We start from the raw sequence: 12,131 nt of genomic DNA on the forward strand, positions 1-12,131 counted from the left end.
CCGCAATCCCCCGCCTCCACCCCTTGACCCCTTTTGGTCCAGACCAATAACTTCCTCTCCACAGCACGCGGTTCGCAGCACGCAGCACACGGTTCAGCGCACGACTCCGGCATCTCCCGGCACACGTGCCGGATTCACCTCCCCGCACACGTACAGGAACGGGCCCCATGCGTCGAAGAACTCTGTCCTCCCTCGCCGTCGCCGCCTGCGCGGTCACCCTGGCGGCCGGCCTCGCCCCCGCCGCCACCGCCTCCCCCGACCGCGCCGACGACCACCGGGGCAAGGGCGAGGGCCGTCACGGCCCCTCGTACAAGCGCGTCGGCTACTTCACCCAATGGGGCGTGTACGGACGCGACTTCCAGGTCAAGGACCTGGACACGAGCGGCACCGCGGCCAAGCTCACCCACATCAACTACGCGTTCGGCAACGTCAGCGCCGAGGGCAAGTGCTTCACCGGCAACGTGCCCGGCGAGGCGGACGCCTGGGCCGACTACGCCCGGCCGCTGGACGCCGCGGGATCGGTGGACGGGGTCGCCGACACCGACGACCAGGCCCTCGCGGGCAACTTCAACCAGCTGCGCGAACTGAAGGCCAAGCACCCGGGCCTCAAGGTCATGATCTCCCTCGGCGGCTGGAGCTGGTCCACCCACTTCTCGGACGCGGTCCGCACCGCGGCCTCCCGCAAGGCGCTGGTCTCCTCCTGCATCGACCTCTACATCAAGGGCGACCTGCCGGTCGACGGGACGCGGGGCGGCCGGGGCGCCGCCGCCGGCCTCTTCGACGGCATCGACATCGACTGGGAGTGGCCGGGCTCCGCCGGGGACACCGACACCGTGTACCGCCCCGAGGACAAGCGCAACTTCACGGCGCTGGTGCACGAGTTCCGCACCCAGCTCGACGCCTACGCGAGGAGCACCGCGTCCCGCACGGGGACGAAGCACCGTCCGAAGCCGAAGCACTACGAGCTCTCCGCCTTCGTGCCCACCGCCCCCGCCAAGATCGACGCGGGCTTCGACGTGCGCCGCATCATGCGGGACTTCGACTTCGTGAACCTCCAGGGCTACGACTTCCACGTCTCCGGCGAGCCCACCACGGCCCAGCAGTCCGCGCTGTACGCGAAGGGCGACTTCAGCGTCGACCAGACCGTCCGCGACTGGCTCCGCCGCGGCGCCCCCGCCCGCAAGCTGGTGATGGGCATGCCCTTCTACGGGCAGGGCTGGACCGGCGTCGAGGGCGGCGGCGACGGCCTCGGCCAACCGGCCGCGGGCCCCGCCCCCGCCACCTGGTCGGCGGGCTACGAGGACTACAAGGCCCTCAGGAAACTGGCCGATTCGGGTGCCTACGAGGTCCACCGCAACGTCCGGGACGGCAGCGCCTGGCTGTTCGACGGCACCACCCTGTGGACCTACGACGACCCGCAGGTGCTGCGCGCCAAGACCTCGTACATCCGCGAGCGCGGGCTCGGCGGCGCGATGTTCTGGTCGCTGGACGGGGACACGGACGACGGCGAGCTGATGACCGCCGTCGACCGGGGCCTGCGCCACCGGTAGCACTGCCGGTGACGCCCTCCCGGCAACACCGCCGGGCACCCGCGGCGGCGTCCCCGGCGGTTCCGCCGCCGGGGACGTGCTGGAAAACGCGGCGGGGCGGCTGCCCGAGCAGCCGCCCCGCACGGTCGGTGGATCACCGACGGTCAGTCATCAGAACTGCAGGGACCAGGCGTTGATCTTCCCGGTGTCGCCGTACCAGCTGTCCTGGACGCGCAGCTTCCAGGTGCCGTTGGCCGTCTCGGACGAGGCGTCCACCGTGTAGGTCTTCTTCACGTCGTCGGCACTGCCGCCCTCGCCGCCGGCCTTCAGGTTGTAGACCGAACCGTCGGGCGCGACCAGGTCGATCGTCAGGTCGCCGATGTAGGTGTGCGAGATGTCGACGGCCACGCTCAGCGAGGCGGGCGCCTTGCCGGTGACACCGGAGACGGTGATCGGCGAGGTGGCGGTGGCCTTGTCGCTGATGGTGTAGCTCGTCTTGTTCTCGAACTTGTCACCACCGGGCGGGGTGGTCGAGCCGCCGCCGACGTTCAGCAGGCGGTTCGGCGAACCCGTTCCCGGGCTGGTCACCACACCGGTGCTGGCCGCGGCGACCAGTCCGGCGGAGACCTGCGCGGGGCTCTCGCCCGGGTGGTCCGCCAGGTAGAGGGCCGCGGCACCGGCGACGTGCGGGCTCGCCATCGAGGTGCCGGAGATGGTGTTGGTGGCGCTGTCGCTGGTGTTCCAGGTCGAGGTGATCGAGGAACCCGGCGCGAAGATGTCCAGAATGCTGCCGTAGTTGGAGAAGCTGGAACGGGCGTCGGTGTTGGTGGTGGAGCCGACCGTGATGGCCTCGGCGACCCGCGCCGGGGACTTCGTGGAGGCGTCGGTCGACTCGTTGCCCGCGGCCACGGCGTAGGTCACGCCGGACGCGATGGACTTGCGGACGGCCTCGTCGAGCACGGAGTCCGCACCGCCACCCAGGCTCATGTTGGCCACGGCCGGCTTGACGGCGTTCGCCGTCACCCAGTCGATGCCCGCGACGACCTGCTCGGTCGTGCCGGAGCCGCTGTCGTCGAGGACCCGGACGGCGACGATCTTCGCCTTCTTGGCGACACCGTACGAGCCGCCGGCGACGGTGCCCGCCACGTGGGTGCCGTGGCCGTGGCCGTCCTGCGCGGTGTTGTCGTTGTCGATCGCGTCGTAGCCGTTCGAGGCCCGGCCGCCGAAGTCACTGTGGGAGATCCGCACACCGGTGTCGATGATGTACGCGGTGACACCCTCGCCACCCTTGTCGGGGTAGGTGTAACTCTGGTTCAGCGGAAGGGACTTCTGGTCGATCCGGTCCAGGCCCCAGGAGGGCGGCGAGGGCTGGGTGCCGGTCACCTTGAAGACCCGGTTCTGCACCACGGTCTTGACCGCCGGGTCGGCGGCGAGGCGCTTCGCCTGCTTCTCCGAGAGCTCCACCGAGTAACCGTTGACGGCCGAACGGTAGGTCCGCTTGATCTTGGCGCCGTACTCCTTGGCCACCGCGCGGCCCGCCGAGGAGCCCGCGTCGGGCGCCGACTCGTCGAGCGTGACGATGTAGCTGCCACTGATGGTGCCCGGGGCGCCCGCGTTCTGGATCAGCCCCTCCGCCGGCTGATCCGAGGCGGAGGCGGGGAACACCGCGGCGGTGGAGAGTGCGAGGGCCGCACCGGCTATGACGCTCGCCGCGGCCAGTCTTCGACGTGCGTGGGGGGTGTGACGCGTCACTGACATGTGGGGGGTCCTCCTCGATCACGGTGCATGGGTGGGGGGTTACACGCGCTACTCAAAAACGGAACAGGCACCGTTAAACATGGGCATGACAATCGGTTGTTGAAAGTTCCGTGCTTGCCCACGGTCCTGACCGACAGCGAAAGATTGACCGATTCTTGGGAATCGCACAAGGGTCCAACAGGTGCGCCACGCCTTCGCCATGCCGTCGTCACACGCCTGACATGCTGTCGGGCATGCCCACCTACTTCTGCCCGCAGGACGGCACCCGGGCCGACACCACCGCTCTCACCTGGTGCTGTCCCGTCTGCCGCGGCCCCTGGGACCTCGACTTCGAACCTTCCGCCGCTCTCTCGCCCAACTCCCTTAGGGCGCGCGTCAATTCACTGTGGCGTTACGAGGAGGTGCTGCCGCTCGACTCACCCGCGACCACGCTCGGCGAGGGCCGCACCCCGCTCGTCCCGCTCACCGAAACCGTTTCGGCCAAACTCGACTTCCTGATGCCGACGCTGTCCTTCAAGGACCGCGGCGCGGTGGTGCTCGCCGAACTGGCCCGCCGCCTCTCGCCCGAGCGCGTGGTCGCGGACAGCAGCGGCAACGCCGGCACCTCCGTCGCCGCGTACTGCGCACGCGCCTCGCTCCCCTGCACGGTGTACGTCCCCGAGGGCACGTCCCCGAAGAAGACCGAGCAGATCCGGGCCCACGGCGCCCGGCTGGAAATCGTCCCCGGCGACCGCGAGGCCACCGCCCTGGCGGCCCGGGCCGCCGCCGACGCCCCCGGCACCTTCTACGCCTCGCACGTCTTCAACCCGTACTTCCTGCACGGCACGAAGACCTACGTGTACGAACTCTGGGAGGACCTCGGCGGCCGGCTCCCGGACGCCATCGCCGTACCGGTCGGCAACGGCACCCTGCTCCTCGGCGCGGCCCTGGCCACCGCCGAACTCCACGCCATGGGGCTGATCGAGGAACGCCCGGCGCTGATCGCCGTGCAGGCCGAGGCCGTGTCGCCGCTGGCCGCGGCGTTCCGCGCGGGCGCGGCGGAGCTGCTCGACGAGCCGGCCGGCCCCCTCTCCCCCACCCTCGCCGAGGGCATCGCCATCACCCGGCCGCCGCGCGCCCGCGCCATCCTGGCCGCGGTGCGCGAATCGGGCGGCACCTTCCTCACCGTGTCCGAGGAGCAGATCCGCGCGGCGCAGCTGGACCTGGCCGCACGCGGCTTCTACGTGGAGACGACGGGGGTCGCCTGCTGGGCCGCGGTCGGCGGCTGGACGGACCGTGACGTCGTCGTGCCGCTGTGCGGCGCGGGCCTCAAGACGGGCCTCGCGAACTGACCCGGTGAGCCCCGGCGTTCCGGGGCCGCCGGGCGGGTGTGCGGGCGTCCGGGAACGGACAGGCGTGCGGGCGTTTCGGGACGGACAGACGCACGGGCGAGGTGCGCGGGCATCCCGGAACGGACAGACGTGCGGGCGGGGTGTGCTCCGGGGCGTCGCGGGCCCCGTCGCACGCCCCTCTCCGCACCGTCCCGCCCCGGTCCCTCCGACGGTCACCCCGTGCGGCCCGCGCGCCGTGCACCGCCGCGCGGGGCCCGTTCCCTACCGTCGTACGGTGAGCCCTTCGCGCAACCGTCTCCTCGCGTCCCTCTCCGTCCTGGCCGCGGGCGCCCTGGTCGCGGCGGCCCCGGTCGCGCCGCCCGCCCCCGCGGCGCACGCCTCGCCGCGCCCGGCCGCGGCCAGGACGGAGAGGGACGCGAGGAGACGGTTGCGCGAAGGGCTCACCGTACGACGGTAGGGAACGGGCCCCGCGCGGCGGTGCACGGCGCGCGGGCCGCACGGGGTGACCGTCGGAGGGACCGGGGCGGGACGGTGCGGAGAGGCGCGCGCACCCGGTGCGTGCTCCGCGCCGCGACCGGGGTGCGGGCGCCGGTGCGCAGGGTCTGGACGATCGCGCCCGCCGTCCCGGTGCCCAGGGTGCGGAACGTGCCGTCGCCGGCCAGGGCGATCCGGCGGGCGCCCCGCGGGTCGAGGCGGCCGGCTACGACCCCTACGTCGGCAACGGCTACCTGGGCCACCGGGTCCCCGCCGCGGGCGCCGGCTACGCCGCCTCCGGCGAGCGGACCGGCTGGCCGCTGTTCACCCCGCGCTACGACGGCGCCTTCGTCTCCGGCCTGTTCGGGCGCGAGGCGGACCTGGCCGGGGGCCGCGAGGTGATCGCCGCGCTGCCGAGCTGGACGACCCTCGACGTGCGCGTCGGCGACGAGACCTACGGCACCGGCACTCCCCCCGGCCGGATCTCGCACTACCGCCAGACGCTCTTCCTGCGCTGCGGCCTGGTGCGCACGTCGCTGCGCTGGACCACGGCCGACGGACGCGCGACGGACCTGGTGTACGAGGTGCTCGCCGACCGCTCCGACCCGCACACGGGCGCGGTACGGCTGCGCATGACACCGCGCTGGAACGGCACCGCGACCGTCACCGGCCGCCTCGACCCGCGGGGCGCCCGCCGGATCGCCCTGGCCGGCGACGGCACGTTCCGCACCCTGGGCACCGGGACGGCGGGCGCGATCGTCCAGACCCTGCGCACCGGCGCCCGCACCCCGGTCGCGGCGCGGAGCACGCACCGGGTGCGCGCGGGGCGCTCGTACACCTTCGAGAAGTACGTCGGCGTCGACACCGCGCTCACCTCGTCCGTCCCGCGCACCGCCGCCCGCGACGCGTCCCGGCGCGCGGCCCGGCGCGGCTGGTCCGGGGTCCTCGCCGCGAACGCCGCCGCCTGGCGGCGGGTCTGGGCGGCCGACGTCCTGGTGCCGGGCAGCCCCGAGCTGCAGAAGTGGCTGCGGTCCGCGCAGTACGGGCTGGCCGCCGCCACCCGCGCCGGTGCCCGCGACAGCATCGCACCGGCCGGTCCGACCAGCGACAACTACGCGGGCATGGTGTTCTGGGACGCCGAGACCTGGATGTACCCGGGACTGCTCGCCACCCGTCCCGAGCTGGCCCGCACGGTCGTCGAGTACCGCTACCGCACCCGTGGGGCCGCCCGCGCCAACGCCCGGGAGCTGGGCTTCGAGGGACTGTTCTACCCGTGGACGAGCGCGAGCCGGGGCGATCTGCACTCCGAGTGCCAGAGCTGGGACCCGCCGCACTGCCTCACCCAGAACCACCTCCAGGGCGATGTCTCGCTCGCCGTCTGGCAGTACTACCTGGCGACCGGGGACCGGGCCTGGCTGGCCGGGCGCGGCTGGCCGCTGCTCAGCGGGATCGCCGACTTCTGGGCCTCCCGGGCCACCGCGAACGACGACGGCAGCTACTCGGTGAAGAACGTCGCGGGCCCCGACGAGTACAGCAACGGCGTCACCGACGGCGTCTTCACCAACGCCGTCGCGGCCACCGCCCTGCGCAACGCCACCAGGGCCGCACAGCTGCTCGGACACCCCGCACCGGACGGGTGGCGTCGGGTCGCGGACGGGCTGCGCATCCCGTACGACCCCGAGCGGAAGATCTTCCTCCAGTACGCCGGCTACAACGACTCCACGATCAAGCAGGCGGACACCGTGCTGCTGGTCTACCCGCTGGAGTGGCCGATGGAGCCGGGCGCCGCCGCGGCCACGCTCGACCACTACGCGGCGCTCACCGACCCGGACGGCCCGGCGATGACCGACTCGGTGCACGCGATCGACGCGGCCGCAATCGGGGAGCCGGGCTGCGCGACGTACACCTATCTCCAGCGCGCCGTCCGCCCGTTCACCCGCGGTCCGTACGCCCTGTTCAGCGAGGCCCGGGGCGCGAAGGCGGGCGCCCAGGACCCGCTGTCGGGCTTCCCCGCCGACGACTTCCTGACCGGGAAGGGCGGCTTCCTCCAGGTCTTCACGCACGGCCTGACGGGGTTGCGGCTGCGGGAGGACGGGGTGCGTCTCGATCCGATGCTGCCGCCGCAGCTGGACCGGGGCGTCACCCTGAAGGGCCTGCGCCACCGGGGCAGTACGTACGACGTCGTGATCGGGCCCCGGACGACGACGGTGCGGCTGACCTCCGGCGCCCCCTTCACCGTCCACTCCCCCGCGGGCCCGCGCACCCTCGACCGCGCGCTCACCCTCCCCACCCGGCGCCCCGACCTCGCCCCGACCTCCGACGCGGCCCGCTGCCGCCCGGCGACGGCCACGTCGGAGACGCCCGGCCTGTACGCGGCGGCAGCGGTGGACGGCAGCCCGGCCACGGCCTGGTCCCCGGACGGTGCGAAGGGCGCCCTGACGGTGGACCTGGGACGGGCGGCCCCGGTGACCTCGATCGCGCCGCGGTGGACGGACGCGCGCCCCTCCTCGTACCGCCTGGAGGTCTCGGCGGACGGCGCACACTGGCGGCCGTACCGCGCGGGCGCCGATCCGGTGGCCCGGCTGGTGCGGCTGACGGTCGCGTCGGAGGACGCCCAGAAGCCCCCGGGAGTGAGCGAGTTGGCGATCGTACAGCCGTGACCGCGAGGGCGCACGGGACACCGGCCGCGGGAGGGTCCCCGGTGCCCGGCGCCTCGGGCCTTCGGGCTTCGGGCTTCGGGCTTCGGGAAGGGCAGGGCCGGGCCGGGCCGGGCCGGGCAACCTGACCGACCGTCAATCCACGCTGTGGTAAAGGCTTCCGAGGCTCACCGGGAGATGCGCCCCGGCAGAGGCGCGCCGGGACCGTCCCTGGAGTTCGGCGGCGGCCTTGCGGATCGCGGGGAGCCGTGCGAACAGCGCCTCTCCCGGGCAGTTGGTGGCGAAGCCGTCCCGGTGGCCGGAGATGGCGTCGAAGACCGCCGAAGTCCCCTCGGGATAGCGGCTCTTGTCGTTCGTCGAGGTGAGTCGCACCTTGCCCGCCGGGTCGACGCCGCCGAGGCCGAGCTTCCAGGCGGCGAGGGCCGCGATCGCCCGTTCCATGGCCGCCGGCACCGGCGTTCCCGCCCCGAAGGTGCCGATCGCCGCGATGCCGGTGGTGCCCTGGTTGAACCCGACGGTGTGGGAGCCGACGACGGCCCGCCCGACGCCGCCCGCCCGGCCCTCGTAGACGGTGCCGCACCGGTCGACGAGGAAGTTGTAGCCGAGGTCCCCCCAACTGCGGTCCCTGGTCTGGCCCGTGTACAGATTGCGCAGGGTGCGGGGGACGTCCGCGCAGTCGTAGCCGTTGGGAGTGTCGGTGTGGTGGACGAAGACCGCCGAGACCCCTCCCGCGTAACGGGCGTGGGCATCGCGCCTGGTCTCGTCGGCCCGCCACCGGCCGCGCGAGACGATCGCGGGGCGGGGCGCGCCGTGGGCGAGGGACACCGATGTGGCCCCGAGGGCCGGAAAGGTGGGCGAGGAGCCGACGGCCGGTTCGGTGACGGCGGCCGTCCGCACGGAGCGGGTCGCCTCCGGGGCCGTCTCACCGATGGCGCCGGCCGCCGTCACCCCGGCCGGCGCCGCTATGAGGGGAATGGCCATGGGGCCCGTGACCCACAGCGCTATTCGATGCAAACGCACAGGGAACCTTCTTCGTCTTCGCCTTCGCCGGGAGGACGGCGGGAGCGCCGAGGGCCTGCCGGGCGGCCCTCGGGCAAGGACCACCGACAGGCGCTTACGCCCACAGCCTCGTGGCGCGGGGGTCGCCGCGCGCGCCGGGTTAGTGCAGGCGGGCTAGGGCCTTTCGTTTGGATCATGCCGGGCTCGCGTGCCCCGGTACTTCCCCGAGCTCTCGGCTGCGCTCGAGCAGGGGAGACCCCATCGCTCGCCGCGTTGTCGTCACTCGCCAGGGCTCCGCCATTGTCTCCCTCCTCCGCCTTGCGATCGCACACACCGGACCCCGCTCACTGATCCGGCCTGATCCAAACGAAAGGCCCCAGGCCGTGTCTCCTCGGTCGGCTTCGGGTCCGGATCAGGATCACGGCGAAGGTGGTGCATCGCCCGCCGGTCCTCCTCGAACGAGAATCCGATTGCCTGGGCTGCCAGTCTGTCCGCAGACTCGCGATCATGACGTCTCACGCACATGCCCTGGCCCTCAAACGCTTCCGGTGGCTCGGCGGCCACGCCGACGTCTGGCAGATCTTCCGCGACCCCGGGGCGCTCGCCGCGGTGGTCCGCGGCCTGGCCGGGCCGTTCCGGGACGACGGCGTCACGGCCGTCTGCGGCGTCGAGTCGCGGGGATTCCTGCTCGGCGCGGCGGTGGCCGTCGAACTCGGCGTCGGCTTCGTCGCAGTACGCAAGGGCGAGGGGATCTTCCCGGGGGACAAGGTCACCCGGCGCAGCGCCCCCGACTACCGGGGCACTCGCCAGGAGCTGCGTCTGCAGCGGGCGGCGGTGGGCCCCGGGGACCGGGTGCTGCTGGTCGACGACTGGATCGAGACGGGCAGCCAGGCGTCGGCCGTGCGGTCAATGGTCGAAGAGTGCGGCGGGCAGTGGGCCGGCTGTTCCGTCGTCGTTGACCAAACGGCCCCGGCCCGGCGGGCGGACCTGGGCGTCCGCAGCATCGTCGCCGCTGCCGAACTTCCCGTCTGGGACGGGAAGTCCTGACACGTGTCCGCCTGGCCGGTTGGTGAGTCAACTGGGCGTGTCTGCCCGATCAGTGATCACTGATCCGACGTGGGACCGGATCGCACCGCTGATGCCGACCGATAGCGAGGCATACAAAAAAAGCGGAACACCGTCGATCGATGCATCAACCACCTCAAACAGTGGCGCGGCCTGGTCACACGAACCGACGAGCTCGCGATCGCCCACCGGGCCGCCCTGCACCTCGCGGGCATCCTCATCCGGACCCGACGCCGGCCAAAGAGACAGAACCCAGTGGACCGGAGGGCGGGAGTCATAGGCATCCGGGCAGCAGCGACCCCTTGTTACGTTCCCACCATGTGTCCATGGAGGCACCGTCATACGGGACCGGGACAGTCACGTGCATGACCACGAGCCCGCACACCCCCCTCTCCCCACCTGCCTCCGCCCCGAAAACCCAGGAGCATTGACGGCAGCACCGACCACCCGCACGAAAGGAGGATCGGCGCCGTCCCGGCGCGGGATTCGCAACAAAGCACAAGAGATCTCAGGATCGCCGACGTTGCACAACAGCAACGGCTGGAGGCCGAGGCCTGATGAATGCACCGCCCTCGACAGCCGACCACCCAACACGGCTCGACTGCCCGGCTTCGGTCATGTTGTCACTGCTCATTGACGCATCTCCCTTGATCGGGAATCACACCGAACGATCCACAACACCCTCCGCGTCGCAACCAACAGGGCCTCATCTCCCTCCCTCACTAACCGCTTTGCCCCGGTCGTGACCGACTTTGGCCACAGCAAGAATCGGACAGAGAACAGCGGAAAACAGAAGAGGCAACAGGCAACCCCGCCGAACCCCGACCCATGAGGCGCCCCTCGTGCCAAACTCGCCCTCGGATGCGAAACGAAACGGACCCATCACGCTGGGTGTTCGATCGCCGATCTTCGCTCCAGTCGGCAAACGTCGAACGAGAGCTCCCGCAAGGGCGCACGACTCTCACGATCACCACTCAAGGGGAGGTTAGTAATGAGTACAACTTTACCTTTTGGCCCAGAACTTCGCCGTTTACGGCAGAAGGCAGGCCTGACTCTGACCGAGTTCTCCGTGGCGCTCAACTACGACAAGGGGCATCTCAGCAAGGTCGAGCGTGGGGAGCGTTCCGCCTCCCTCGAACTGGCCCGGCGGTGCGACGCCTTCCTCGGCGCGAACGGCGAGCTGCAACGCTTGGTCATCCACCCCGAAACAGGCTCGGACACCACCGAAACCTCCAGTACCCCGAGCCCCTGGCTGGTGGGGCGCCGGGCGGTCCTCTCGGCCGGCACAGGGGCGTTGATCGACCTCGGTCTGAAACTCGGCGGTCAGGCACCCCCGGCCACCAGCCCCCTCCTTCCCTCCTTCCACGCGCAGTTCGACCTCCTGCGAAAGCTCGGCCAATCCACCGCGCCGAAGGCCCTGCTTCCCCTGCTGGAGACGCAGACGCGCGCGGTCGCCGGACTGGCCGCCGATGCCCCATCCACCACTCGGGCCCCCGTGCTCCTGCTCGCGTCGCGATTCGCGGAGTTCACCGGCTGGATGGCCCAGGAGGCCGGGGACAACAGTGCGGCACTCGGCTGGACCGGTGAGGCCTCCGAACTGGCGCACGCCGGCGGCGATCCGTACCTCGGTTTCTACGCACTCGTACGACGCGCCCTGGTCACTCTCTACGGCGGGGACGCAGCGGGCACCGTCACTCTGGCCCGCCGGGCTCAGAGCGCCGGACTCCCTCCGCGCATCCGAGGACTCGCAGCCCAACGAGAGGCACAGGGACACGCGCTCGTCGGCGACGAACGCGACTGCCTCCGCAGCCTCGACAAGGCGCGGGAGCTGCTCGACAGCGACGACGCCCGCAGCGGCAGCGAGCACGTGATCGGCACCACCCACGTGAGCGATCCGGCGGCCATGACGACCGGCTGGTGCCTGTACGACCTCGGTCATCCCAAGGCCGCCGCCGAGGTCCTCGACCGGGAGTGCCGCCGTCTCCCGCCGCACGCACTGCGCACCCGTGTCCGGTACGGCTTCCGCAGGTCCTTGGCCCACGCCGCCTCCGGAGAGGTCGAGCACGCGTGCACGATCGCCGGGGAACTCCTGGGGATGATGTCGACCGTGCCCTCGGCGACGGTGAACAGCGACATCCGGCGTCTCGCGCGGGAACTCTCCCGGTTCCGGAGCAGCCAGGCCGTACACGATCTACAACCGGCACTGGCACGGGTACTCGCCCCCGTGCACGACTGATACCGCCTCCACGACCGACACCGGCTCGAGCCGCTCGGCTCGCCGGCCCCCGGTCCCCCTGCCCCCGCGGGATCCTCTGATC

General features: G+C 71.9%; 8 protein-coding genes and 1 pseudogene. 7 read left to right on the forward strand and 2 right to left on the reverse strand.

Annotated features, from left to right (window positions below; all coding sequences use genetic code 11):
- Window positions 1-167: 167 nt before the first annotated feature.
- On the forward strand, window positions 168-1,550 hold the full coding sequence (locus EAO76_RS11375) for a glycoside hydrolase family 18 protein (RefSeq protein ID WP_148835818.1): 1,383 nt from the start codon (window positions 168-170) through the stop codon (window positions 1,548-1,550).
- Between the two features lie 150 nt (window positions 1,551-1,700).
- On the opposite strand, the gene EAO76_RS11380 is transcribed toward EAO76_RS11375, so the two are convergent.
- Window positions 1,701-3,287, reverse strand: coding sequence for a S8 family peptidase (locus EAO76_RS11380; RefSeq protein WP_148835819.1), 1,587 nt, complete (start codon window positions 3,285-3,287; stop codon window positions 1,701-1,703).
- A gap of 233 nt (window positions 3,288-3,520) precedes the next feature.
- Here EAO76_RS11380 and EAO76_RS11385 point away from each other — a divergent pair, with 233 nt between their 5' ends.
- From EAO76_RS11385 to EAO76_RS11395, 3 genes are all read left to right on the forward strand, one after another.
- A complete protein-coding gene (locus tag EAO76_RS11385; protein ID WP_262375388.1) occupies window positions 3,521-4,618 on the forward strand; it encodes a threonine synthase in 1,098 nt (365 codons plus the stop codon).
- Window positions 4,619-4,892: 274 nt separating this feature from the next.
- Window positions 4,893-5,075, forward strand: a complete 183-nt coding sequence (locus EAO76_RS11390; protein ID WP_148835821.1) for a hypothetical protein — start codon at window positions 4,893-4,895, stop codon at window positions 5,073-5,075.
- A gap of 97 nt (window positions 5,076-5,172) precedes the next feature.
- Window positions 5,173-7,752 (forward strand): discoidin domain-containing protein, encoded by a 2,580-nt coding sequence (locus tag EAO76_RS11395; protein ID WP_148835822.1) that lies wholly within the window; start codon window positions 5,173-5,175, stop codon window positions 7,750-7,752.
- A 132-nt stretch (window positions 7,753-7,884) separates the two neighbouring features.
- Here the strand turns inward: EAO76_RS11395 and EAO76_RS11400 are convergent, their stop codons facing one another.
- Window positions 7,885-8,730, reverse strand: coding sequence for a peptidoglycan recognition protein (locus EAO76_RS11400; RefSeq protein ID WP_148835823.1), 846 nt, complete (start codon window positions 8,728-8,730; stop codon window positions 7,885-7,887).
- A 525-nt stretch (window positions 8,731-9,255) separates the two neighbouring features.
- Here EAO76_RS11400 and EAO76_RS11405 point away from each other — a divergent pair.
- The 3 genes and pseudogenes from EAO76_RS11405 to EAO76_RS11415 all read left to right on the forward strand — a co-directional run bounded on the left by EAO76_RS11405 (window position 9,256) and on the right by EAO76_RS11415 (window position 12,049).
- Window positions 9,256-9,795, forward strand: a complete 540-nt coding sequence (locus tag EAO76_RS11405) for a phosphoribosyltransferase family protein (protein ID WP_148835824.1) — start codon at window positions 9,256-9,258, stop codon at window positions 9,793-9,795.
- A gap of 117 nt (window positions 9,796-9,912) precedes the next feature.
- Window positions 9,913-10,050, forward strand: a pseudogene (locus EAO76_RS11410) (IS5/IS1182 family transposase); the annotation flags it as partial.
- 754 nt (window positions 10,051-10,804) lie between these two features.
- On the forward strand, window positions 10,805-12,049 hold the full coding sequence (locus EAO76_RS11415) for a helix-turn-helix domain-containing protein (RefSeq protein WP_148835825.1): 1,245 nt from the start codon (window positions 10,805-10,807) through the stop codon (window positions 12,047-12,049).
- Window positions 12,050-12,131: the final 82 nt, after the last annotated feature.

Origin of the sequence: Streptomyces sp. sk2.1 (assembly GCF_008120935.1) — a bacterium.
Lineage (GTDB): Bacteria > Actinomycetota > Actinomycetes > Streptomycetales > Streptomycetaceae > Streptomyces.

Bases quoted from the DNA above. Each gene is read 5' to 3' on its own strand.
- EAO76_RS11375 (WP_148835818.1), top strand. From the start codon at position 168: ATGCGTCGAAGAACTCTGTCCTCCCTCGCCGTCGCCGCCTGCGCGGTC.
- EAO76_RS11380 (WP_148835819.1), bottom strand. From the start codon at position 3,287: ATGTCAGTGACGCGTCACACCCCCCACGCACGTCGAAGACTGGCCGCG.
- EAO76_RS11385 (WP_262375388.1), top strand. From the start codon at position 3,521: ATGCCCACCTACTTCTGCCCGCAGGACGGCACCCGGGCCGACACCACC.
- EAO76_RS11400 (WP_148835823.1), bottom strand. From the start codon at position 8,730: ATGGCCATTCCCCTCATAGCGGCGCCGGCCGGGGTGACGGCGGCCGGC.
- EAO76_RS11405 (WP_148835824.1), top strand. From the start codon at position 9,256: ATGACGTCTCACGCACATGCCCTGGCCCTCAAACGCTTCCGGTGGCTC.
- EAO76_RS11415 (WP_148835825.1), top strand. From the start codon at position 10,805: ATGAGTACAACTTTACCTTTTGGCCCAGAACTTCGCCGTTTACGGCAG.